The organism is Paenibacillus sp. strain BS8-2 (genome assembly GCF_054483835.1).
The window spans coordinates 305,891-331,687 of sequence record NZ_CM137010.1; the positions used below are offsets into that span (position 1 = coordinate 305,891).

A 25,797-nucleotide genomic window follows, 5' to 3' on the forward strand; every position below is an offset into this window, starting at 1 on the left:
AGCATTATGTTACGATCTCGGCGCCAATACAGCTATAATCAAATTTCCGAATACATGCGCATAAATCCCGATCGCCAGCACCAGACTGCGAAAACAGTTCAAAATGCCTTGTTTTGAGACGAAAAAAAAGCCTGCATCCCCATGGAGAACACAGACTATTTTTGTTGAACTATCGCTGCTTATTATTGCACGCTGCCTACTCTGATCGGGAAGGGATCGCCGATCTTCTTCAACCAACCTTCAAGCTCGCTCTCCAAGACGCTCATCAGATCAACATAGCCTTCATAATTCGTAATAGGCTGCAACTGATAGGGATCCTTCTCATTGTCGTATAGGATCCTTTCCCGACTGTCCTCTATATGAGAGCGAGTTACCACATACGTATACCGGGAAGTACGAACTCCGCGCCAACCATATGCAAGGAGATCGATACCTCTGCGCTTCGCCTCTTCATATTCGGCCACACTGCCCGGATATCGGCAGATAAATACTGAACCGCGTTCTTGATACTCGGATTCTGCTACCGCGTTGGCCAGATTCTCCCCTTGCACGAGAGCCGGAATCTCCGCATTCATCAGTCCAAGCAGCGTTGGCATTAGATCTACGCTGTTCACTAATGTACTGTTCGTGCCTGGTCTGATGTTCCCCGGCCATCGAATGAACAATGGTACTCCGATTGACTCTTCATACCATATATTTTTATTTTGCTTCCAGGCATGCGATCCTAAAGTGTCGCCATGATCCGACGTAACCACAACAATCGTGTCGTCCGTCAGTCCTTCCTCTTCAAGCGTAGCCATCAGTCTTCCGAATTGATCGTCAATTCCCGTTACCGCTGCAAAATAATTAAGCGAATGTTTTTCGGCTTCCTCAACCCCTTCGCCAATCACATTGGGGCGTGTCGGGAGCTCCATACCAGCATATCGCTCACGGTACTCCGCAGGGACCTGATCGTAAGGATGATGCGGCGGATTCCATGAGAGGAACAGGGCAAACGGGCGGTCTCGATCACGGTCTCGAATATAAGCTTCAGCCACATCCGTTTCATGTTTTGGCGACCATTCATCTATCCGAATCATCTCCGGTGTGTCTTTCCAGTAATGGGGATGCAGATGCTGGCCATCCGCTCCGTACGAATACCAGAAGTCAAAACCCAGCCTTCTTGGCCCTGGAGGGGTGTATGCATCCCAATTAGATGCGCCGGATGTTGGATTGGCGCTTTTGTTCAGATCCGGTTCATCCAGATGCCACTTGCCGATATAGCCCGTCGAATACCCTTCCGCCTTCAATGCTTCGCCGAAACCAATCTCTCCATCATTAAGCTGAATGGACAGACCGGTTTTGCAATTAGTCGTAACGCCGGTGGACAACGGGAATCTGCCGGTCAACAAGGAGGATCGATTAGGTGAACAAAGGGGGTAGCAACTCACCGCTTGATCGAAATCGGCGCTCTCCCGCGCAAATCGATCGAAATTCGGCGTGATGACCGGATCTTCGTCTCTGACGCCAACCGCCTGTCTGCGCCATTGGTCTGCAAATACGAACAGGAGGTTGGGTTTCTTGCGTTGCTGCGTCATTAAAATGATCACATCCTTATCGCTATTCTTTCACTGCTCCGATCATAACGCCTTTCACGAAGTACTTCTGCAAGAACGGGTAGAGCACCAGAATCGGCAGAGTAGCGACCATAATCGTCGCATATTTGATCGTTTCTCCAACTTGCATCTTGTTGCCGGCGTCTACGCCGCCCGTCATTCCATCCGTCACATTCTGGATAAGAATTTCCCGCAGGATGAGCTGAAGCGGAAAGAGATCTCTATCTTGCAAATAGATGGAAGCACTAAACCATGAATTCCAATGATGCACGCCATAGAAGAGAGAAATGACAGCAATCGCGGGAAGCGACAACGGGATTATGACTCTCCACAATATGGTGATATCATTCGCTCCATCCACGCGCGCTGCTTCTTCCAAGCTCGCAGGAACCGCTTGGAACGACGTACGAAGGATAATCAGATTCCACGCACTGATTGCAAGAGGGAAGATCAGCGACCACCTGGTGTCCAGCATGCCTAGATTATTGATAAGAATAAAGTTCGGGATAAGCCCGCCGTTGAAAAACATCGTAAATACGATCATCAACATAATCGGATTTTTCAGCAGTACATTTTTCCTCGACAAACCATACGCGCCAAGACAAGTCAGGAAAATATTAACGAACGTACCGACTAAAGTATAAAATAATGTGTTCACATAGCCAGAGCTGACCATGGGATTCTGAAATACCGCTTTGTAGGCATCCAGAGAAAAGCCCTGCGGCCAGAACAGGATACCCCGGCTTTGCACCAGCAGATCAGCCTCGCTCAGAGAAGCAAAGAGGACAAAGAGCAGCGGGTATAAAGTCGAAATGGATAATAAAATCAACAAGAAGGCATTGATGTTTTCAAAGATAAATTCGCCTACGGTTCTCTTCTGCAGCATAAGATGTGCCTCCTTCTACCAAAGCTTCGTTTCGCTAAACTTCTTGCTCGTGTAATTCGCAAGAATCAGCAATATGAAGTTGATAACGGAATTTAATAATCCAACCGCCGCGGAATAGCTGAAGTTAGATTCGAGCAGACCTTTTCGGTAGACAAATGTCCCGATCACATCTGATGTTTCATATATGGAGGGGTTATACATTAACAGGATCTTCTCGTCGCCTAACGCGAGCATCGATCCAATTCGAAGAATGAGCAAAATAATAATCGTGGGCATAATCCCCGGTATGGTCACATTGATAATTTGCCTGAAGCGCCCTGCGCCATCCACCTTTGCCGCTTCATAAAGCGTTGGATCGATGGTTGTAATCGCTGCGAGATAAATAATCGACCCCCAGCCAATTTCCTTCCATACAGCCGAGCCGATATATAACGTTCTAAACCATCCAGCTTCTTGAAAGAAAGGAATCGCTTCCCCGCCGAAAGCAATGATAATTCGGTTAATCATTCCGTCAATCGACATGAAATCGATCATCATCCCCACGACGACAACGATGGAGATAAAATGCGGTAAGTAAGTCAAAGATTGTACGGTACGACGGAAAATATGGCTTCTCACTTCATTGATCAGCAAAGCAAGGATGATCGGAGCCGGGAAGGTGAAGATAAGATCATACAAACTAAGGATTAACGTATTTTTAACAATCCGGGAAAAATAAAAGCTATTAAAGAAACTCTCGAAATTTTGAAGGCCGACCCACGAACTTCCCCAAATGCCCTGCGCCGGAGAAAAATCTTTGAATGCAATTTGAACCCCGTACATGGGGCCGTATTGGAAGATAAGGAAGTAGGCAACGACCGGCACTAGCATAAGATAAATGATTTTATTGCGTTTCAAGTCCTTCGTGAGCGTCGTTGCTAAGGATGGTGCTGATTTCGTTGACATTCTCTTCACCTGCCATTACATGATGATGTCGGGATTAGGCTTGTACCGGAACCCTTAGCCGGTACAAGCCCCCTGCAAATCTTATCGTTGATTATAACGATCAAGAGCAGCTTGCTTTAGTTCTACAACTCTGTCCGCTCCCATACCTTGCATCGTCTTCACGAACTTATCGAAATTGTCCAAAGATTCAACGCCAATGACGAATTTCACGAACATTTCCGTAAAGTAAGTGTTCATATCGGTCAGCAACGGTTTCATCTCTTTGTCTTCCTCTCCCGTTTGTGTGAAGTAAGGAAGCAATCTTTCATTCGATGAAGAGCCCCATGCTTCAACCGCGGCTAGCTGTTCCGGCAGTTGCGTTGAAGGCTGCTGGACGCCTTGGCTTTGAATATATGCGCCTTCGCCAGTCTCAACACCGTATTTGATCTTCGCTTCTCCGACAGAGAGTCCGTCAGCATCTTTGGTAACGAGTTCGGTAAAGGTTGGAACACCATTCACCATTTCGTAAGTTTTGCCTTCGATACCGTAATTGATTAATGTGTAGCCCTCATCGCTGTACATATAATCCAAGTATTTTATCGTTTCGGCAGGATTTGGGTTCCCCGAGGTAACAGCTGCTCCATAACCTTTGAACATGGCATCCTGTAAGCCGATTACCGCTTTATCTCCCTTGTTCAGTACGGGAAAAGGAGCGCCGACAAGCTTGAAATTCGGATTCTTTTCTTTCATAAGTCCCATGTACTTGGCAATGCCAGAGCTTGCATAACCTACGAAGGAGCCAACGGTGTCGCTCGTAATTCTTGCGTCGCGAAGCTTGTTGTCGACGGAGGCAAATTCTTTGTCAAGCACTCCGTCTTTGTACCATTGATTTAATTGGATCAAGAATTCTTTATATTCCGGTTGGATTGGACCGTATTTCACTTTGCCGTCGACTTGATAGAAATCGCTGTTCACTCCCCATGCCGTAGCCAAGCCGTTTGGCAAGCCGAAGCTTCCCAGGAGATTCCCTGCAGTTGGGTTGATTTGAAGAAGGAGAGGAATTTCGTCGGCTTTGCCGTTGCCGTTCGGATCATTATTTTTGAACGCCGTCAGCACGGTATTCCACTCGTCAATCGTAGTTGGCATCGCCAATTCTAGTGTATCTAACCAATCCTGCCTTATAATCGGGCCCATGAAGATCGTCAGATCCTTATGCTCGCGAATAAACGGCATGACGTAAATGTTGCCGTCATCGGTTGTAATCGCCTTCTTCCAGTCCGGATGCTCGTTAAGCAACTTTGTCAAATTAGGCGCATGCTGTTCGATAAGTTCATTCAAACGAATAATGGTTTTATCTTTAATCAGCTGATCCGGTCCCTTGGCTAGCCAGTTGGTTTCAATAACGTCCGGCAAATTGTTCGTTGCAATCATAAGATTCAAGGCTTCGTTCGCGTCGCCTGTCGGGTACTGATAGTCGACTTTTGTCCCCGTAATTTTCTCCAGTTCGTTCTTTACATTCAATTCACTATCTATTTTCGTAACGTCCGGCGCTATCGCATCCGTCCAATAAGACAGCGATGCAGGATAGCTGACCTCTTGTACAGGTTGTTCCGTCGATGAACCGGCATTGCCGGTATTGCTATTATTGTTGCTATTGCTTTCAGCGTTGTTCCCGCATCCGGATATAACAACGGCAAGCACCAGACTGGCGACAGCTGCGCTTTTGCTCAAAGCGTATTTCCCTTTTTTTGCGTTCATATTTGACCCTCCATCGTTTATTTGGGCCGTGAAGCTTTGGCCTCCTCTAACTTACCATTCACTAAGTAACGGCTCCATACTCAGATAGCCTTATCCATAGTCAAATAGTCGATTAGACGACATGCAATATTCCCGATTAGCATTCCACATTCCCGATTTATCAGCATTTTCATCAAAATAGGAAAGCTGCAGTCTTAGTAAAGACTGCAGCCCACGTCTAGCCAGATCCATTATTGTCCTCTATATTTCCCAGGCGTAATCCCTTCCAGCTTCTTGAATACGCGAATAAAGCTTGCGTCATTGGTGTAACCGACCTTCTCGGCAATTTGGGATAACGTCATATCGGAATCAGTCAGTAGCTTCTTCGCATGCGCAACTCTGACTTCCGTCATATAATCTACGACATTCTGACCGCTGTAAGATTTGAAGAAGGAAGATACATATTTAGATGTCAACTTGAATTCGTCCGCAATCCTTACTAGACCTAAAGCATTGTCGTTGTAATGTCCATCGATAAACTCCTTGATGCTCATGTACAACTTATCTCCATGAGAGGTACGGTTCGTGTTTACATGCTCGCATATCCTTCTGTAATGTTCCTTTGTTTGATTATGCATATCCTCGGCGGATAAGCCGCTGGAAATCATGCCTACGAGATCAATTTCTGTCCCTTCCTCATCCAGCATGGATGGCATGGTCTCCAAACCATTAATGATTTTAATCACCGTACTCGCCATATCTAGATATAAGCACCGAGTCATCGCGGGAGAGAGTGACTGAGAATTCATATTGAAGGCGTAAATTTGATTACAAATCATCTCGATGTTATCATAATCGCCGCTTTTGGCAAAATTGATGATCTGTTGCTCCGTCTCCAATGGATAGTGGTAGTATCGCTGACTCAAGTTTTTCATATTCTCGTAGGTCAGTAATTGATTTTCACCCTTTATGATCTTATGCTCAATCGCTATGGAGGCTTCCGCGAAGCATTGGCCCAGCTCGTTCATGCCTTCATGAATATTGCTTACCGCTACCGTAATTCGCGTTCTGAAATTCGAAATCATGACATCCCTCATCTTATCGATGATCAATACTAAATTGGCATATGTCGGCTCTGATCCGTCATTCAGATTGATTAAGGCAATCAAGCGGTCTCGATCCGTCTCTATAGCCATGCCGGTGCCTTGAAACAAGTCCTCGATAATGTTAATGACAACGGATCGAACGAGCGACCACTCGTTTTCCGATTCGCTCTTTACAAATTCATTACAATCATCGATATCGATAATCAGCACCGCGAAGTGCGAGTATGGGAACGAAAGTCCCATCTTCTGAAGATGGAGCTCGGATAATGACTCGGGTTCTACATGCCCTTTAATTAAACGATTCAAAAAGTTTGCGCGTACGATCGGCATTTGCTCGTAAACGGTTCGTTTAAGCTGCTTCTCCTCAATAAATAAATCCGATAAGGTGCTATTAATAATCGCGATCTCATTATGACCCGCTTTTCGATCTGCCGTTTTACCGCTATTGGCAATGACATGAATAATTTGACGAATAGGGCTGACATTGCGATAAGCCATATAATAGCACACCGCAATCCCCGCCACTAACGAAATTAGCAATACTTTAACGGCCCAATTTCGAATATCATCCACCTTAGACATGATCACTTTCGTCGGCATAACGGATATATACTTCCATCCGCTTTCTTCCGAGACGACATACGTAAGGATCATTGATTCTCGATTATAGGAATAGGTGAAGGAGCCTTCCAGATTAGCATCATGCTGATTATTCAAATTTAGACGAGCATCATTCAATATTGCTGTATTGTCAGAAGTCGAAGTAACGATCTCGCCCTCCTTATTCACAATAAAGAACTGTCCTTTGTTAAGTTGACCCCACTTCTCTACGATATTCTTAATTTGCTGATCATTCATGGAGACAACCAGATAGGCCGGGACATTGCTCTTCTGTCCAAGCGGCAACGACTGTACGTATGTGATAATCTGATTATTTATGTTATTCGTCATCGGTTCAGAAGGAAAAAAGCGGCTGGGTCGAAACCCCGAGAAATATTTCTCATTCAGCTGATCTAAGGTTAAGTTGGAGTAAACATTGATTTGGTTAAAAAAGATGTCCGGACTCGTCGCCAACTTAGGCGAAACAACAAGATTACGATCTGCGAAATAAATATAAAATTGATCGGCAAAGCTGCTCATTGACGATAATCGAAAAAGCTCCTTGGATAAACTGAAAGCCAAATATTCTTGAGGATATATATTAGAGGAGGCCGCATTCGTGAGCGTTTGAACCTGGGGATTTATGCCGACCTGTTCCATCAGCTTGGCCACTTCCTTCAGCCTGCTATCGATATCCTGCTTGGCCTGCTCCATTATGGTCAGGTTAGAGGCATGTGCGTTATCAACCAACACCTCGGATACCTTGGCGAATATGTAGCTTCCAATAAGAATAAATAAACAAAGAATGGACAGGTAGGACAGTAATAAGGTAATAAAAATACTTTTATTTTTTAACATATTGAAATTCCTCCAGATGATTGCCTTACGATGCTGTATCGTTATCATACTGAATTGCATGACATCATATCAAGAACTAATATTTGCAATGTTACTAACTTACGCAAACAAATAAAAGTTCACAGAAAGAAACCAAACTGCCAAAGAAAAGCTCTAAGGCAGTTTGGTTTGCATTCATTTTAAATTACTCCAACTCTTCGAACCTTTGAAGCATCGTGGCAACTTCTGCTCGGGTTGCAAGACCGGAAGGGTTTAGCGTTAAATCGGAGTTCCCCTGCATAATGCCCTTTGACACGGCCCAAGCAATGGACGCTTTGGCAAATTCCGAAATTTTATTGGCATCCTTGAAGCCGAGGCTTGAACTTTCGGCATGGAGGTCCAGTCCTTTGCCCTTGGCGTATCGATAGAGCATAACCGCGATTTGCTCGCGAGTGATTGGTTGATTGGGAGCAAATATTCCCTTGCCATATCCGTTAACAATTTTGCTTTGGTTCGCCCAAATGATAGGATCCGAATACCAATGACTGCTCTGAACGTCAGAGAATACATCTGCAAATTCAACTTTTGGTTGATTTTCCAACCGATATAATACAGTGGCGAGCATGGCACGGCTCATTTTCCCATTGGGTGAAAACTCTGTTTCGGAAGTTCCCGTGAATAGCCCCTTGTTATAAACGTACCTTACAGATGAATAGAACCATTCGTCATGCGCTATATCCGTAAAAGGAGTTTTTCTCGCGAAGGTAACCACCACAACGGTGTCGCGGTTAACCTCCGGAATGGTATAAATGTCGTAGCCAATAAATCTCTCGCCGTTGACAAATATATATTCGGTTTCGAACCCTTCATCGGGAATCATTCTGACCGTTGCAGAGGTTGTCGCGCGAACGGTTTGAGCTTCAAAGCCATTGGCAATTTTTCCATTTCCGCCTTCAACGGAAGCTCTAACGGAATACTTAAGATCAACGGTGCTGTTACCGGTCGGGTCAACCCAACGATTCGGGCCGATTATTTTTGAGCTCTCAAAATTGGAAACGCCAATGCTGAGCTTTTCGATTGCTTCCGAGATTTCCGAAGCCAGAGCATTTTCTTTTTCGAAAACGGCCTCAGACTCGGCAATAACATCCCTTAACTGTTGCGCGGATTTTGTTGGATACCAAAAATCCGGACTATATATGGTTTTGGGATCATCCGCGATGGTAACGGAAGCAAGCAAAGCTTTGGCGGCAACAATGTCTTCATATAATGATGATTTTGAGGCTTCCTTTATTCCGGAGCCAACAATGATTTGCACATCTTGGGACGGTTCCATATACCGGTGTGTCGCATCTTTGTTGGTTAGAATGACGTTGCTTAAAGAAAAACTGAACGTTCCGCTATTCCTGGCCTGGAAAACAGCGGTTCCCATATTTTGAAGCATGGAATCCGCTTTTCCCCCTGCGGTCATATCCAGATAGATATAGTTGATGATGCCATCGGAATAGTTCATTGAAATGTCCTTTTCCATTTTAAAGCCGGTGTTTTTCAGAACATAAGAATCAAACTGCAGCTTTCCCTGAAAGCCATATACGGGCGCTCTTCCTGCACCCGTATAGGAAAGACTTAGCTTAACAAAAATGTCCTCTCCAACTTCAAAGGATGATTTCGCGGCACCCGAGCTGTCGGTTACTGTGATGTCTGCACGATAACTAAGGTCTGCGGCATCGTTTGCGCTGTAGGCATAGGATGGTAAAACAGCCGCTAGAAGCATGATGCAAAGGATGCTTTTCAAGTATTTTATCATCTTTTAAGTGCCTCCATTAGCGTGAGCTGCGCATCAACAATGTCAACAATGCCATCACCGTTTTTATCCGCTCTCATCCAGTTTTCCGAAGAACTAAATCCGTTGTAGACATTGTTTAATATCCCATCCATTGTTTCCGAAATGTCAGTTTTATCAATAGCGCCGCTGCCATCGGTATCGCCGCGAAGCAGAATAGGGGATTTCACCGATGGTTCAAAAACAAGATGGGCTGTTAATTGCTCGCCTGTGACAAGCGCCCTTGAAGAACCTATATATGCTTTCTTCAGGTTGTCATATAACAGCGTTTGTTTGATGCCATCAACCACAACCGTTGCCTTGCCCATGTTTATTTCCGTGTAGATGGCGTACAACGAGAACCCTTGCGTTTGACGAACCTCATAACGATATCCAAGATCTTTTACGCTAATTTTGATAACGTCCGACAGTTCTTTGTAGACAACTTTCCCGTCCGGACCTTCAAAAGCAGAAAGTCTATAGCTGACTTTGATGGCCGTTTCTCCGGGAGCTAATGCTTCGATTGTCCCGTCTTGCGAAAGCTTGATGATGTTCTGATTATAAAGAACGTGCCACACAACGTCTTCCGCTTCTAACACGGTGTCTCCAACTGTGCGCAGAGCTTTAACGGAAAGCGCCGTTTTCCCGCCTATGCCAAGCTCGATGTAATCAGGTTGATCCTCGGAGCTTTCAAGGTCGGAGATGAGTTTAATGCTTTCAAACTCCGTCAAAGCACGATTCACAAGATACACCTGAACAACCGTTTCGTTCCCGGCATCATCAACCGCTTTAAGAATCAGGGTTTGGTCTGGCTCTTGGCTGGAAGTCTTACGACCCACAACGAAGGTTCCGTCCGGATTTCTATCTATTCCGTCTGAACTGCCGTCCAACGTTAAGGTTGCGGATGGTTCTGTTACACCATGGAAGCTATAGCGTGAATTGGCTCCGACAAAAACAACTTGATTACTGACGGTGTTGTCAACTTCTTCCTCGTCAAGGCTTGTTTGAACCTCTTCGCCAAGCATCAACGCAGGTGCTTTTGTGTCGACAGTAAACCCTATGGCTCCCGATGACCTGCTGCCCTGAATGGTATCACGGTTTTCGCCAACTGCTATAAAGTCCATCAAATGCTGGCCGTCTTCAACCGTTTCCTGGAATGACCAAACCGTCTTAAACTCTTCAGGCGTGTTTTTTTCTTCCGTGTTAAGGTTAAATGTCATTTTAACAGGTCTGTCGAAGGTGTACGTTACTTCCAATAGATCCGTGTTTAAATAATAGCGATCCCTTGATCTGTCAATGTTCGTTTCAACGCTTAAAAGCTGTGGCTTAGCCTGTGAAGGCATAACAAAACTTGGCGATGAAGCAAGTTCGGTTGAACTGTAATATTCCGCATGCGTAAGAGGATTTTCCACAATTCTAACAGCCTGCGCTTTAACCGAATACGTTTTGCCTTCCTGTAATAGAGGCCGGTTCGTTTGGTCTTCTAACGGTTTCAGAATGATGTCGCCGCCAACTTTAAATTGACCAAAGGAATTATCGACCTCAACACCATCTTCGTCCTGGATCGCCACGAAATAATGTGTTGCCTTCTCATCGCTTCCCGTTATATCCACTTTCACATAGCCGTCGCCACTGTAGACCGCAGAAACAGCCTGTGGTTTTTGAGGAAGCAATGGATTTGTGAACGTGAATGTGGAAGAAGTGATTTTTTTGCTCATTCCCCCTTGATGGTTAACAAGCATGGCAACAACATGATAGTCCCCTTGCGGAAAGGACTCCGGAAGCGTGAATACATGCGAACCTGATTTAATTTCATCTAATTCCAGGTTGCCAACGCTAATTAAGGATGAAGTGTCTTGCATGTTCGTTGATTCAATGGATTGCATGACGGATGGGTCTTTTGTGACATAGATATTAAGCGCGCCCGAATAGTTGCTTTGTTTATCCGTTGTCCAGGAAACGTTAATATCACGGCTTGCATTTTCGCTATGAGAAACACTAATTCCTGTGAGCTCTGGCATAGCGTCAACGCTGTTTACTTCAAAGTTGTCGATATTAACATCCGGCGTTGCAACTGATATCGACCAGTTGCCAGCAACAATAAGAGATGGGTCAGTGACTGTAATGTACAAATAATTAACGCCATCCAAAGATTGAACGAGATAGTTTCCGTTGCCGTTATAATCGTCTTCGACCATTGTCAATTTGGTGCCGTTAGGATTGGTGACAATGATTTCCGATGCAGAAGGTTTGACAAATCCGCGAAGCGGAACTTCAAAGAGAAGCGAATCTTTTGTTGCCGGTTTAATCTCTTTTGTAACGCCATTCCCGGCTCGCGTTTTAGCCACTGCCTTTGTCGCGAGTCTTCTCAGGTTCGATCCATATACCGTGGTGGTTGGTACAAGGTTGCCGCTTTCGTCCAGCCCTTCCGATTGGACATAGTGAACAGCTTTTCCTCTTGAAGATAGATCGATGGATCCGCCAAAGTTGAGGTCCCCGTTCCAATAATAGATAAAGCCAAGCTTAATTCCAATGACTTTGAAGTTTGCGCCAACAAAGTCGGATGAAACGGCCGCCTCGACTCCTCCAATCTCCTTGCCCCCTACAAACGGGATGGAGTCTGGTATGAACAGTCCCGCGTAAACATAACCATAAAAATAATCTTCCGTAATTTTGATCGTGATGCCGCCACGAATCGTTCCGGCATGAATGCTGATGCTGCCGTAGGCATTTAGCTGAAAAGGCGATATCCATTGCACATTCATTCCCGCTTGAATATTTAAAATCCGTCCATTATCGTCGCCATTAAGATGGGCGGCGCCTTCAATGGCCATTCCGGATAACTTGGCATCCAGCTTAAAGTCGCCAACAATAATTAAATTAATCAAAAGCCTTGTTTGAAGATGGATGGTAAGCGGCGGCAGCTCGCCTGCCGGTTCCCCGGCAATGGTGTCTGCAAGGTTTGATATGCCTCCGCCAAGTCCCGTGATAAATACATAAGGCGAAACCACAGGAATTCTCGTATTTTCTGATGCTAAAAAGAATGTGATTTCGTCCAGCATCATTTTTGGAACATCGTTAATACGAACCTTTTTCAGTGCCAATGACCCTTCTACTTCCAGCACGGTTATCGAAACGCCGGCTTCAATCTTATAAATATCTTCAATGGTGTTAATCGTTACTTCGGCTTTGGCACCGATCTCGTTCCCTACCAAAGGGCCTAATATATCTTCGGGCAGCTCAACGGCCAGCGTTGTATTAACGCCGCGAAAACCGATATCGTCGCCTTTGCTTCCATAGAGAACATCCTTAACATCTGCAGTGAGTGAGCCTTTATAGTCATAATGCTCCTCACCCTTCGATTTGTCAGCAGCTTTCAAAGGCAATGAAATTCTTCCGCCAAAGCTGATTCCGAAATCATCATCATCCTGGGTCATCACGCCATATTTAATATTGATCAGGAAACCCGCAATATTTTGCAGCATAGAACCGGCATCGCCAAGCTGAAGCTCCAATGCCTTAGCCTCTTCCTCGGAAACAGCCTCCCGGTCCAGGCTATATTTGACCCCGTTTTGGGCTTCATAATACCACTTGTTGTGCCAAATATTGATAGAGTTGATTACTTTGATGGTACCGTCGCCCTCCAGCTTTGCACCATTGCTGTTAACGGTCATCTTAAGCGCTTCGTTGCTGTCATAGGCCAAAATGTTATTGATGGTAATGTCGCCATCGGCTCGGCTGGCAGAGTAATATTTTTCTGTACCCGTATCCATAAGCCTGATTTTCCCGCGAAGCGTCAACAGAATTTCAGTTTTATCCCCTTCAAACTGAATGTTTTTATGAAGAATACCATCTTTTTGTACGCCGCCAGCTACAAATTTTTTCATGACATCTTCGTTTGCAAAACTAATATAGTCATACATCTGTCTGTTGTTTGCAGCATTTGTAAATCGAACGAGCGAAACAATGCCGTAGCTTGCACTTTTATCCGCTAAATTGTTTGTGACATCCAAAGTCGTTGTTGCTTTTATTTTTGCACCAAAGGCACCGATCAGCTGTTGATTGGTAAATCTGAATTCAATGTCGTATTTTCCGACTGCCATCGTTTGGTTCGTTGAGAACGCAAGCGTCTGACCTTCTTCAATAAAGCTTATTTTTCTTTTGTCGATCAAAATAGCTTCATTGCTTGATGATGAAACAAGGTAAAGACTCCATCCATCGCTTCCCGAAAGGGCCTCAGCCAAAACTTTCATATCGCCGGAAACGGTTATATTTTTGTCGCCTTCATAATAAACGGCCGCCGGGAAAACATGCTTCATGGAAACTTCCGGAAGCTTCCCTTCAACTGCAGGAATCAAAATGTTTGTATTCGCACTATAGTCAACCACTTTATGTGTGCTAGAATCAATAATTTCTGTTGCATTTAACGAAACAATCAAACGCTTGGAGGTTATCATAGGCTGAGCCTCTGCGATAATCTCGACATTCGGAATATCAAACACCGTTCCAATGTTAAGACCGCCCGAAATCTGCACATTGTATTCCCGTGTATTCGTGGCCGCAAAAACAAGTCCCTCATCGAGGCTAAGCTTCACAACAGGTTCCAGGAGCTCTCTTGCACCCGAGACACTGTTGTCAATGGTTACGGTAGCTTTGAAAACGCCATTGTTTTCATACGTTTTCTTGTCGTTAGTCAGCAACACGTTTTCGGTTTGGATCCCTATTGAAACATGCTCCTTTTGGGTTTGATCGGAAAAGTTGCCGATCCCATAAAGCATTTCGGAAATTCTGACCCCACCTGGCTCAATTGATTTTTCGTTCCAATAATAAGCAGTTGCCGTATCAGGGGTTAAATATTTGTTTGAATAGTTGGTAAAGTCAACATTAGGGTTTGGCGTATAATCGTATCTTGTGTTTGCGAGATTAACCCAGTGACCCACGATGGCTTTATCAACGTTTACGTCTTTGTTGCCGCTCCAGCCGGACAACATGGCATAAGCCATCTTGTCCGAAGCGGAAAGAGAATCCACATATCTAATTTGTTGCGGAAGGTTGTCGCCGCTATATTCGGTTTCAACGATTGTTGGTTGCGTTGGGTCAACCAAAACATAAGGTGAATCAATGTCCGAACCAAGCGCGTTGTCCAGAAGCAGTCGAATACCAACCGTCCCGGACTTGGCATTGTTGTTTTTTACATCATAGGAAATACCAATGTTTCCAGCCCTCGGATTGTTAGGGTCAATCGAAATGGACACCTTTTGCGTGATGGTATAGCCCTTGATGTCCCATGCAATGGTCAACAGTCTGTTTTGCTCCGAAACGACAGGTTCATGAAGCTTTGTATCGATTCCGAACCAGCCGTATTCCTGACCAAAAATAAAATCTTTTCCGTCGATCCGAACGGTTGTGAAGGATGTTCCGTTGCTCCTTGCCGCATCTTCCCTATACAGAAGCGGCAGGTTGTTGTCGAAAGCTTTTTGCGGGTGACCGTTAATGGTTTCGATTGAAAAACCACCCGTTTTCGCATTGATCGAATATTTCATAAATTCGTTTGCAATGGAATAATTTTCGTTGCTAGCATCTGCACGGTCAGGGAAACTTGCAAAAGTGAATAACAGGGTTAAACAAAGGATTGCAGCTATGCTGCGTTTCATTGTTCGATGGATCGTCATTGCCTATTTCCCTCCTAGATGTGAAACATAGACATGAATGTTGAAATAGTCGCGTTTATCCGTTTGGATATATACGGTGTACCAACCGTTCGAGACATTATCGATGGTATAAACGCCGTTTTTCTCCCGAAGGATCGTTCCTTTTGTTTTCATTTGACCTTGCGTCAAAGTCCCTTTTTCATAACGGGCATACGAGATTCCGGAAAAGTTTTTTAGTGTTAGTTCAACTTTGTTTCCAACAACGGTTGCAACATTCGAGCTGTCCGGCATAACTCCGTTAACAAGGGCTATTGTGTCGTAAAGACCCACAAGACGAACGGTTCTACGAATGGTGGTTTGATTCCCTGCATCATCTCTTACGGTATAGTCGATATAGTAAGGGTTCGAGCGAACAAATTCATTAGCCGAAATGTTGTCAGGATTAAACACTCTGCCGCCTGCTCCGTAGCTTATGGTGACTCGTTTCGTTAGATCGACATTTTGGCCTGCAACCACATCCCATGCTTCGAAGTCCAGAAGCTTTGACTTGTCGTAGGCAATGGAGGCATCCCTTGCAGGCGTCATGCCTTCAATGAAGATTAGCTCTTCGCCATTTTTAAGCTTGAGCACAGGTGGCGTTTTGTCGATTAGACCAATATTGACACCATACGAGGTATAGTCCCCTGTTCTTCCTTCAAGGTTAAAATTGTAAAGTCCATTTTCTCTATAGTTCATTGACTTATCTTGTCCCCAAGGGTCGTTTCCGCCCACGAACTTGGCATCTTTGTCCGTGATTACCGTGACCTGCACATCTTGGTTCGTTGCCGGGTTTTTGTCGATTCCCACGACATACCCTGCTTCTTTGCCGGACGTGTCGACACCAACAACAATTTTGTTTTGGTGATCCCTCTCCACCCACTCGCCAGCTTGGTTTTGTTCAAGATATTTATACGTCCAACGAACTTCTTGAACCTTTGGCGCGCCCACTTCAATGCCTTCAACCGTCAGTAGAATTTTTTGCGTGATGCCAGTTCGGTCTCGGACTTGAAAGACGTGCTCCCCGTTCGTTTTGACGTTAATGACGGCCTCTTTATAGGAGATAACATCGCCGTTTTCATCCTTAACCTCCGACAAAAGCGCATATTCATAGCCGCGATAAGAAACGGTAAGGTCCGTCAGCTTTCTAAGCAGGTCCAGCGGTACGCCGTCACTGTCGCGGATTTGGTCAAAGGTTACATTCACGCTCAGCTTATTCTCCGCCAAGGCTGCCGTTGCTTCGATTTGCGGCGGCGTGGACACAATATTGGAGACGGTAATCACCTCATGTCCTTCGTTGCCATAATCGTCCACAAAGAACATGGTAACCGTGCCGTTTTTCCTGAAGCGAACCGCTTTTGTGCCAGGGATATGCACGATATCGTTGGCAGTAAGGCTTCCGGTAAGTTCCACGCCGGTGACTGTAATGGTTTTGATATCTTTGCTAAACTGCGTTAACTCCACATTCACGCTTTGTGAAGTGATTGTCGTTGGAAGCGTGCTGTAGGTCCTTGCGGTTGCAATTGGCGCTACTTTGTTAATGTTTGAAACCGTGATTGGAGTTGTCCACTTGTTTCCTGCGTAGTCGTATGCTGTCACATAATAAATGCCCGAGCTGTCCAGCTCCACGACATATTCATTTTCAAGCGGCTCGCCCCTGAATGGATACACGGCATCGCCCTTTTTCACCTCGGCAAATGCGATCTCGCCCCGATCATCCGTCAACGTGATCGTTGCATAGATATTTTGGTTTGTCTTGGCCGTGTTAGATAACACATAGGAGGTTTCACCGATTGTGTTGTCGTAATGGTCATAGCTAACCGTTTGGGAACCTGTGTTTCCCGCGCTATCCCTAAGCTGGAATGTGAATGTATGAACATCTTGCGTTAGCATCCTTGAGAGTGCTCCGCTGTTGTTTGTCATGGCAAGCGTTTTTTCGTCACCGATAAACTTGAGCGTTGCCATAACCCTTCTATAGGCCTTTCCCTCTTGGATGGGGGTCGAATTTCCAAGATAGTTTTCATAAGTGTATTCCACTGTATAGTGTCTGTCCTGCGTGATTGGCGTTTTATCAATGTTTGAAACAGTAACGGGTACGATTGTTTCGATTCCTGCTTTGTTTGTCACTTTGAAGTATACCGTTGCATTTTGCTCGAAGGTTTCGGTGTGCGAAACAATGGAGTCAATTGGACTATAGTTTTGGCCGTCATACGAACGTTCAAGCTTCAAAATCCCGCTTTCCGGGTCGGATATAGATAGTGTTGCGTTAACATTCTGGTTTGTTAGCGCAGTGATCGAATAGTTCACATTGGCAGCAGGGGCAGTTTCATCCACCACTGAAATGGCAACATATTCATCTTCCATTCGATCAGATTCAATGCCTTCTGTTGTGTATGCTTCGAAATAAGCCGACTTTGTTGTTTGGCCATCTCTTAGCGCTTCGAATACAAGCTTAGAATAAGCTGTTTTCCCTTCTACTTCTGTAAAGGAAGGCTCATGAACGCTAAGCTCCGTATTCAATTCCATCCCGGACAATATTGCATGTTCAACAAAGAAATATTGCGCGGAATACGCTGGATTGGGAACGACGACATAATAAAGCTTGTCGCCCTGGTTATAGGCTATAAATCCTCCGTTTTGAATGGTCTGACCATTTTTCTCTACATGACCTGTAATGTCAAAGCCTGTAACAAATTCAACATCAGGCGTGAATTCTACTACTTTATCCCTGCCAACCTCGTCCTGGATATAGAGATTGATTGGATTATTGTTTTGAATCACAACATCATAGTCCAGCACATAGTCGACGGATGTTGTTAACAGTCCTGTATACAGAAGGTTCGACCTTGCCATATCCCCTACAACATTACCCTGGGCAGGTGCGTTAGGCATTACGGTTACTGGAACGTTAAATGTAACGGTGACCGTAGAGGTGGTTTTTGTTGTTGCAGGGTTTGCGCTAACACTTATTATGGATGCTTCCGCATCAACCAGGCTCAGTCTGGAGTTATAAAATACTGTTTCGGTCATATTGCCTGCAGCGTCGACCGCCTTGATCCCGATTGCATAACTTCCGCTAAGCCCTTTCAAATCGATCGTATAGGTACTCTGTTTGTTTCCTTCGCCATTAACGATTACCGGACTGCTTTGCAGTTCCACGGATTGACTGGAATTAAACAAAGCATAGTCCGCTTCTGTTAGAGTTTGATTTGCCGTCGGATCTTTAATAAGTGCGAATGAAACGGTTGTGTCGTTTTTGTCGGAAACATCAACCGTAATGACGCCATCCTGCCTTGCACCATTTGCCACGATGCTGCTCGACGCCAGCGCGGATGGAGCTGTTTTGTCAATATTGGAAACCGAAATCGGAACGAGAACGCTATTGCCAAGCTCGTCGGACAGCGTCAGGTTCGTTGTTATGTTTTCGCTGACCGTTACGGTGAATGCACCGTTTGCATAAGGAGAAACCGTAATCTTGCCCCCATCCTCCGGTGCAACCGTCAGCTTGCTAATTCCCGTTCCAGCATCGCTTGCTGCTATTGTCGCCGTTACTGATCCGTTAGTTGGCTGAATGGTGCTATAGTCCGGCAATTCAAAGGTCGGCGCCTGGCTATCATAAAGAATAGTGACCGGTCTTGCTTCCGTTAAAAACTCTGGTCTTTCATCAGCAGGATGATTTAAAAGCCCAAACTGAAGATAGATGGTGTTGACACCTTCTTGAAGCTGCATGGGGGTGTCGAGTGTAAATATGAAATACCCGCCAAAGTTATTGCCGGCTGTAAACGTAGGCACTAAAACGCCGTTATCTGTTGGCATACCATCCGTTGTTGCATAATAGACCGGGTTTTGATACTTCTTTGTACTATCCGAAGTCCATGATACATGGGGTTCTCTCAAAATCGTATAGACGCTATAGGTTCCATCCGTTGTTGTACCCATCCCGTTTAAAATCTTTGGCCCTGTATATTTTAATTCATCAACGATTGCAGACCCTGACCTCATGCCGAAGTACGGGGAAACCTTTTTGCTTTCCCTTCCATGCAGGTCTGTTGCAACTACAACAATGCTGTACGCGCCTGACGGAAGTCCCGTCATGGTCAAGGTTTGATCAACCTCTACTATGTTTTCGCTGTTTGGTGTCAATGTCAGCGTATAGTTTGATGTATTGTCAATTCTAATTTCCGTGTCCGGTCTGGATAAATAGTAATACGCGCTTGCAATTCCGCTGTCACTTGTCACTTTCACGTTAAACTGATGGGATGATTTAAAGTGATCGTGCCCACTTCCGATCGTATAGCTAATTTCAGGGTATTCATTGTCATAATGGTATACTCTTGAAAACTCGGCCGTGTTGCCAGATTGTTGATTGGTAACCGTATATTCAAGTATATATCTTTCGTGCATCGTGATTATTCTTCCATTTGAAGCATTACGTTGTGAAGAATCGCCGACATCTTGTCCATCATATACTCTAAAGTTTTGCGTAAAGGTGGGCGACCAGGTATTGCTGGGATGCGCAATCCATCTGTAACTCGTTTCAAGGTTTGGATCGCTTGTGTCAAAGCTGATGTCAAAGCGAGGACTTGGAAGGCTCGCATCCCCGGAAATGAGTGTGTCCGTAACTTCCCCATTATAAATCTTCACAGGTTTCGTATAATATTTTGACGCTTGCTCGTCTCTCGAATCGTTGCCAAGTGAATCTACTGTGAAATAATAGAGTTTCCCATCAAAGTTGTCACCTTCTGGAATGGATAACATAGCCGTTGCGCTATCGCCTTCAGAATCTACAAATGCCCACATGCCTTGGGTAGAAGCTATTTCTTCCGATGCAGGTTCAATTTCACCAATCGGAGTATCGGATGGCGTCGCAGTTCCGTTTATAAAGGTATAATAAGTCCTTGACCAGCCGTTGTTGCTTTGTTGAAGATCGTTCATTGCAAATCGATAGTCATTTCTTTTGCGGAACTGGGCATCCTGCTGGTGTACCGTTTCGTGAATGCTCACTCGCGGAGCCTGGTTATCGATTTTGATATTTTCGATTTCTGCGTATCCGGCATCTCCGCCTAACGGATTGTCGGCTCGATCCCATCCATAAAGCCGCAGCTTGAATTCTCCTTCTGTGGGATCAATCGGACTTAGTTTTATGCTAACTCCATTCAAAACTTGCGTGTTAATAGGTGCGGTCACTCTTGTTTGTATTCCTGTTCCGTCAAAGTTTGTTATTCTTGTCATTGCCGGTTCGTAGGAATCACCCGATTTCTTGTACAGCTCATATTTAAAATAGTTTTGATTCGAAGTGGTGTGGGCGACATTTCCCTCTGGATAGAGTGTTTCGCTTGAAACCATATAAAACTCATGTTTCTTTTTGATGTTATTTTGAATGGAATCCCCCCCCACAAGGTCATTTCCATATTGGTCGGTAACTCTTACGGTTGGTGTTTTCGTGTCCACTTTGTGCGTTGAAAAATAAAAGCTTTGTGAGGTTGCTGATTCCGGTGTTGGATTTTCCAATTGATAGGCCTGAGCTCGACCATTTTTCATTAGAGAGGTAGACACGTTGTTAAGCTGAAGCCTTATGCCCTCGCTTTCAACTGCGCTAACATCCAACGGCACTGTTCCAGTAAATTGAAGTTTGCCGTTTGGATTTCCGTCATTGTCCCGTAGTTTTGTCATGGTAAGGTCAGCAAGCGGTGTTTCCGTACTGTTTCCAAGATACAACACAGGCGTTGCTTGGAAGTTCGTTATGAGCTCCGTCTTCATTTCTTGCGTCATCGTTTTTTTGTGAAGGGAAACCGCTTCAACTGTGATATCAACATCTGTAAATGTACGATTTAGATATCGATTGTCAAGGCTGGGCGAATAGGTAATCGTTTGACTGATGTCAGGGTTGCCAAGGTTATAGATGCTGCGATAAAACGTATACGTTATATCCTTATAATAATAATCCTGGTTCCCGATCTTTGCTGTTAAATAGGTTTTAACTCCCGGATTTCCTGAACTTATGTGGGCAAATGTCCCCTCAAGGCTCTCAGCATTGGTAGACTGGGCAAGCAGCGCCACTCTATACGTTAACGAAATCTCTGCTTTGTCCTGTGCAACCATTGCATCGTGAAGCTTCTTGCGATCAATATCCAATCTGAAATTTTGAGTTTTTGTTGGCTCCTGGAATGTTAGCCAATTCCTTCCCACAGCGTCGTCCGAAACGGTATAGCTGAATACTGGGGCATCCTCATATTGCATAATGTCGTAGTGGCCATATTGATCGCTAACATAATTGTCCCAATCTACACTTTCAGAGCCTGATGAATTAGGATCGAGATAGAACTCTCCCCCACGCTTATCAACGTCACCTAAGCTTGTAAATTTTCTTCGTGTTAAATCCGAAATATTGTGCTCAAGTCTGCCGCGGTCTTTGGTCCATGTAAATAGCTCAAGCTCTCGTGTCGTCTGTGTCGGATTTAATCCCCCATTCATATAGGGAAGCCACAGATTTACATGTTCAATGTACCAATCATCACTGCCTACAAGCCAATAAACCAATTTATCCACTCTCCATGGCGGAGTATTGTCCATGGTATACGGATATTGTTTATATTCCCAAGCTCCAGCTCCGCCATAACCTGATCCATTAGCACCGTATGTTCCAGTGTCATAGGTACTTAAACCAAGATGAATATTATCACCTGTTCCGCCATCACCGTTTCCACCTGTTTGCACACCGAACACGTAGTTGAATTTGGTTGCCACATTGGCATAAACAGGTACTACTGATGCCAGCAACGAAAGGACTAACATCAAGCTTAAAATCTTCTTCATAAGATACCTCCTCATATAGTCGTACCCTAATTTTCATTGAAAATCGTATTGATATATTGTGAGCCAAGACCAATGGCTTTTAGCTCTTCTTTCATTTCATCTGCCTGCGCGATTTTTCTGTTAGGCACATAGAGCGCCACGCCGTTACGATTGTTGTAGCCCGCTGAATTTCTCACTTCGAATGCAAGCGCCTGGGCTGCAGCAGTAATAGCTGATGATTGGCCCATCAGATCGATCACATCATATTGATCAAATACCCCTTCGTTTACCCCTAATAGCTCTGAGTTGCTTACAAGGTCTGGCAGCGAAGTATCGAATTCCGCATGTTCTATTGCCTTAACCAGTGATTCAGCCTGAGAAAGCTTCATCATTGATATTGTTGTTGGCATATGATTAGCTTCTAACGCCGAATGCAGGGTAAAGGAATCTAGCATTAACCGTCCCAATCTTTCCGTGCTAATCTGCGGATTTCGCTCCATTGCGCTTATCCATGTCGTATAATACAACCCTGCTGCGGGAGTTGAATCTTCGGAAGCAATGAGATATTCGCCATGGTTTCTAAGAGCATAGGCCGTTTCAACGGTACCCATCAGACATGCATCAAAGACGATTAAGTCGAAATACATATCTGATTCATCGATTGCCCCCGAAAGCTCCGATACCTTCATCGTTTTTCGTCCGTTTAGCTCATCTGCACCAAATCCGCCCATTGTACCATACCCATGGTCCCATAAAATCAGGATATAACGCTCGCTCGGCGCAACGGTTTTGCCCCAAACCAGAAAATCCTTTAGTGTTTTAGGGGCTGATGCGGCGCTTTGGATGCGGCTTTCGTGCTTTCTAAGTCGTCCTTCGCTAACTTCAAAGCGTTCGGATGCTCCATCCGTCATATATGGGTTGTGATAGTTGAGCGTTCCACCCGTTTGAATCAGGATTTTCGTATTTTTATTGGGCTGACCGCGAAAAATTTCTTCCAAGTCGGCTGTTAGACGACCTTGTTGCGATTCAAGGTCAGAGCCAACTGCATAGATCAAAATCGTCGATGAATCCACATTTTTATCCTGCTCCCACAGCGACCTTGCCTCGTTTAAACTTTGCGTCGTAAAAACATCACTATCGCTATGGATTTGGCCTAGTGTCGCAATTTTGTTTTTGGGTCTAGTGTTTAAAACATAGCTGCTTATTTTCGCAAGCGTTCCCCGATTGAACTCAGCTTCTTTTGCTAGGTCTATTCCCATTACCTTTGAGGCGAAAGAAACCGCGGTTTCATAGGTAAAGTCGCCCTTTGTCTCCGAATAGCCCAAAACCCTTAACATCATTGCACAGTATTGGTTTAGAGAGGTGGGTTGGTTACCGCCAAAACGATGTTCAGTCATTCCGTTGACCAAGCTATTACTATAGGCATACGACACATAGGGACTTTCCCAAGTCGTATCGTTAAATGGATTTTTGTAGGTATTTTTCAAGGCATCCTCTTCCTTCCCCCACAGACGAAGCATCATCACAAGGGCTTCCGCTCGGGTAGGCACCTTCGAAAGTTCATAGCCATTCCCCGTTCCGCCGAACAATCCCAAGCGGTTGAGCGCTTCTGCATAGCTTGCGTTTTGTGCCGCTGCCGACGGCGTTATTGCAAAAAGAAAGAATGAAAAAAGTACTGCAATTCGGACATTTTTCATCAAAATCCGATCCTTGTTATTGGTTTGATGCTGCATATTTGCTCCTCTATTAGCTAATTTGTCCTATCTTGTTACTCTATCATGGCGGATTAGCCCCTGTGAGGAAGTTAAAGAATTCTTTAGGTTCGCATTTGCAACTCGCTTCCGGCAACCAACGAAAAGAGCCTGATCTTCTGGAGATCAGGCACTTGCAAGGTCATACATAATATTCTCATCCTTGCGTGACATCGAATTGCAGCCTCCTAAGACGGACTGATCCGTACCCGACTTCGAAATGGATGATATGGTTTTGACGATGCTGATTGTGATAATACGCAAAAAACGGGACCCCTAAAGGTCCCGTTTTCCTTACTATATCAGGAGTTTGCCTGATGATTACCGCATGGAGCGCACTCTGCTCCATCGGCGATGAAATCTACCGCTTAAGCGTGGTCGCTCATCATCGAATTACTTCGATAATGATTTCATTACATCATGCCGCCCATGCCGCCCATGCCGCCCATGTCAGGCATGCCGCCGCCAGCGCCCTTAGGCTCAGGCTTGTCAGCAACAACGGCTTCAGTTGTCAGGAACATAGCCGCTACGGAAGCTGCGTTCTGCAGTGCGGAACGCGTTACTTTAGCAGGGTCGACGATACCAGCGTCGAACATGTTAACCCACTGGCCGGAAGCCGCATTGTAGCCGATGCCTACTGGCTCGTGCTTCAGACGCTCAACGATAACGGAGCCTTCTTGGCCAGCGTTAGCTGCGATTGTGCGGATTGGCTCTTCCAGAGCGCGAAGAACGATGTTCACGCCTGTTGCTTCGTCGCCATCTGCTTCAACAGCTGCAACCGCTTTGTATACGTTAACCAGAGCCGTGCCGCCGCCCGATACGATACCTTCTTCCACAGCTGCGCGAGTGGAGTTCAGGGCATCTTCGATACGAAGCTTACGTTCTTTCAGTTCAGTTTCAGTAGCCGCGCCAACTTTGATAACCGCTACGCCGCCAGCTAGTTTAGCCAGACGCTCTTGCAGCTTCTCTTTGTCGAAGTCGGAAGTTGTTTCTTCCAATTGAACGCGGATTTGGTTTACGCGAGCAACGATGTCAGCGGAGTTGCCAGCGCCGTCAACGATGATCGTGTTTTCCTTCGTGATGCGGATTTGACGAGCGGAGCCCAGTTGCTCTACTGTCGTACCTTTAAGTTCAAGTCCAAGTTCTTCTGTAATCACTTGGCCGCCTGTAAGGGCCGCGATATCTTGCAGCATAGCTTTGCGGCGATCGCCGAAGCCAGGAGCTTTAACCGCTACGCAAGTGAATGTACCGCGAAGTTTGTTCAGTACCAGCGTCGCTTGCGCTTCGCCTTCTACATCTTCCGCGATGATCAGAAGCTGCTTGCCGGATTGTACAACTTTCTCCAGGACAGGCAGAATTTCTTGGATGTTCGTGATTTTTTTGTCCGTGATCAGGATGTAAGGGTTGTCGAGTACCGCTTCCATCTTGTCTGTGTCCGTGATCATATAAGGGGAGATGTAGCCGCGGTCGAATTGCATACCTTCAACCACTTCCAGCTCCGTGTTGAAGCCTTTGGACTCTTCAACAGTAATAACGCCGTCGTTGCCAACCTTCTCCATTGCTTCTGCAATCAGTTGACCAACTTCCTCGTCAGCGGAGGAGATGGAAGCAACTTGCGCAATGGATTGTTTGCCTTCGATTGGCTTGGAGATCGCTTTAAGCTCGGTTACAGCTGCTTTCACAGCCTTCTCGATACCTTTGCGGATAACCATTGGGTTAGCGCCAGCTGTTACGTTTTTGAGACCTTCGCGAATCATCGCTTGAGCCAGAACCGTTGCAGTTGTCGTGCCGTCGCCAGCTACGTCGTTTGTTTTTGTTGCTACTTCTTTAACCAGTTGAGCGCCCATGTTCTCGAACGCATCTTCCAGCTCGATTTCTTTGGCAATGGATACGCCGTCATTCGTGATGAGCGGGCTGCCAAATTTTTTCTCAAGTACAACGTTGCGGCCTTTAGGACCAAGTGTTACTTTAACTGCATTAGCAAGAGCGTCGACACCGCGCAGCATGGAGCGGCGAGCGTCTTCGCTGAATTTAATTTCTTTAGCCATAATCGTTAACCT

General features: G+C 45.3%; 11 protein-coding genes. All 11 read right to left on the bottom strand.

What is annotated here, in order from left to right; genetic code table 11:
- Positions 1–182: 182 nt before the first annotated feature.
- The 11 genes from ACX1C1_RS01275 to groL all read right to left on the bottom strand — a co-directional run bounded on the left by ACX1C1_RS01275 (position 183) and on the right by groL (position 25,785).
- A complete protein-coding gene (locus tag ACX1C1_RS01275; RefSeq protein ID WP_458955391.1) occupies positions 183–1,577 on the bottom strand; it encodes a sulfatase family protein in 1,395 nt (464 codons plus the stop codon).
- Between the two features lie 22 nt (positions 1,578–1,599).
- Positions 1,600–2,481 (bottom strand): carbohydrate ABC transporter permease, encoded by an 882-nt coding sequence (locus ACX1C1_RS01280; RefSeq protein ID WP_458955392.1) that lies wholly within the window; start codon positions 2,479–2,481, stop codon positions 1,600–1,602.
- A 15-nt stretch (positions 2,482–2,496) separates the two neighbouring features.
- On the bottom strand, positions 2,497–3,426 hold the full coding sequence (locus ACX1C1_RS01285) for an ABC transporter permease (RefSeq protein WP_458955393.1): 930 nt from the start codon (positions 3,424–3,426) through the stop codon (positions 2,497–2,499).
- Between the two features lie 81 nt (positions 3,427–3,507).
- Positions 3,508–5,163: an extracellular solute-binding protein gene (locus tag ACX1C1_RS01290; RefSeq protein WP_458955394.1), complete on the bottom strand. Its 1,656-nt coding sequence runs from the start codon at positions 5,161–5,163 to the stop codon at positions 3,508–3,510.
- A 230-nt stretch (positions 5,164–5,393) separates the two neighbouring features.
- Positions 5,394–7,706, bottom strand: a complete 2,313-nt coding sequence (locus tag ACX1C1_RS01295; protein WP_458955395.1) for a helix-turn-helix domain-containing protein — start codon at positions 7,704–7,706, stop codon at positions 5,394–5,396.
- 184 nt (positions 7,707–7,890) lie between these two features.
- Positions 7,891–9,489: an S-layer homology domain-containing protein gene (locus tag ACX1C1_RS01300; protein ID WP_458955396.1), complete on the bottom strand. Its 1,599-nt coding sequence runs from the start codon at positions 9,487–9,489 to the stop codon at positions 7,891–7,893.
- Complete coding sequence (locus ACX1C1_RS01305; RefSeq protein ID WP_458955397.1) at positions 9,486–15,176, bottom strand: hypothetical protein; 5,691 nt, start codon at positions 15,174–15,176, stop codon at positions 9,486–9,488. Before ACX1C1_RS01305 ends, ACX1C1_RS01300 begins: the two co-directional genes overlap by 4 nt.
- A gap of 3 nt (positions 15,177–15,179) precedes the next feature.
- Complete coding sequence (locus tag ACX1C1_RS01310; protein ID WP_458955398.1) at positions 15,180–22,007, bottom strand: hypothetical protein; 6,828 nt, start codon at positions 22,005–22,007, stop codon at positions 15,180–15,182.
- Positions 22,008–22,033: 26 nt separating this feature from the next.
- A complete protein-coding gene (locus ACX1C1_RS01315; protein ID WP_458955399.1) occupies positions 22,034–23,719 on the bottom strand; it encodes a clostripain-related cysteine peptidase in 1,686 nt (561 codons plus the stop codon).
- Between the two features lie 144 nt (positions 23,720–23,863).
- Positions 23,864–24,001, bottom strand: coding sequence for a hypothetical protein (locus ACX1C1_RS01320; protein ID WP_458955400.1), 138 nt, complete (start codon positions 23,999–24,001; stop codon positions 23,864–23,866).
- A 149-nt stretch (positions 24,002–24,150) separates the two neighbouring features.
- Positions 24,151–25,785: a chaperonin GroEL gene (gene groL / locus ACX1C1_RS01325; protein WP_458955401.1), complete on the bottom strand. Its 1,635-nt coding sequence runs from the start codon at positions 25,783–25,785 to the stop codon at positions 24,151–24,153.
- Between the last annotated feature and the right edge of the window lie 12 nt (positions 25,786–25,797).

Excerpts from the sequence above, each read along its gene's own strand:
- ACX1C1_RS01300 (WP_458955396.1), bottom strand. The coding sequence starts at position 9,489 with ATGATAAAATACTTGAAAAGCATCCTTTGCATCATGCTTCTAGCGGCT.
- ACX1C1_RS01295 (WP_458955395.1), bottom strand. The coding sequence starts at position 7,706 with ATGTTAAAAAATAAAAGTATTTTTATTACCTTATTACTGTCCTACCTG.
- ACX1C1_RS01285 (WP_458955393.1), bottom strand. The coding sequence starts at position 3,426 with ATGTCAACGAAATCAGCACCATCCTTAGCAACGACGCTCACGAAGGAC.
- ACX1C1_RS01310 (WP_458955398.1), bottom strand. The coding sequence starts at position 22,007 with ATGAAGAAGATTTTAAGCTTGATGTTAGTCCTTTCGTTGCTGGCATCA.
- ACX1C1_RS01275 (WP_458955391.1), bottom strand. The coding sequence starts at position 1,577 with ATGACGCAGCAACGCAAGAAACCCAACCTCCTGTTCGTATTTGCAGAC.
- ACX1C1_RS01280 (WP_458955392.1), bottom strand. The coding sequence starts at position 2,481 with ATGCTGCAGAAGAGAACCGTAGGCGAATTTATCTTTGAAAACATCAAT.
- groL (WP_458955401.1), bottom strand. The coding sequence starts at position 25,785 with ATGGCTAAAGAAATTAAATTCAGCGAAGACGCTCGCCGCTCCATGCTG.
- ACX1C1_RS01290 (WP_458955394.1), bottom strand. The coding sequence starts at position 5,163 with ATGAACGCAAAAAAAGGGAAATACGCTTTGAGCAAAAGCGCAGCTGTC.
- ACX1C1_RS01315 (WP_458955399.1), bottom strand. The coding sequence starts at position 23,719 with ATGCAGCATCAAACCAATAACAAGGATCGGATTTTGATGAAAAATGTC.
- ACX1C1_RS01305 (WP_458955397.1), bottom strand. The coding sequence starts at position 15,176 with ATGACGATCCATCGAACAATGAAACGCAGCATAGCTGCAATCCTTTGT.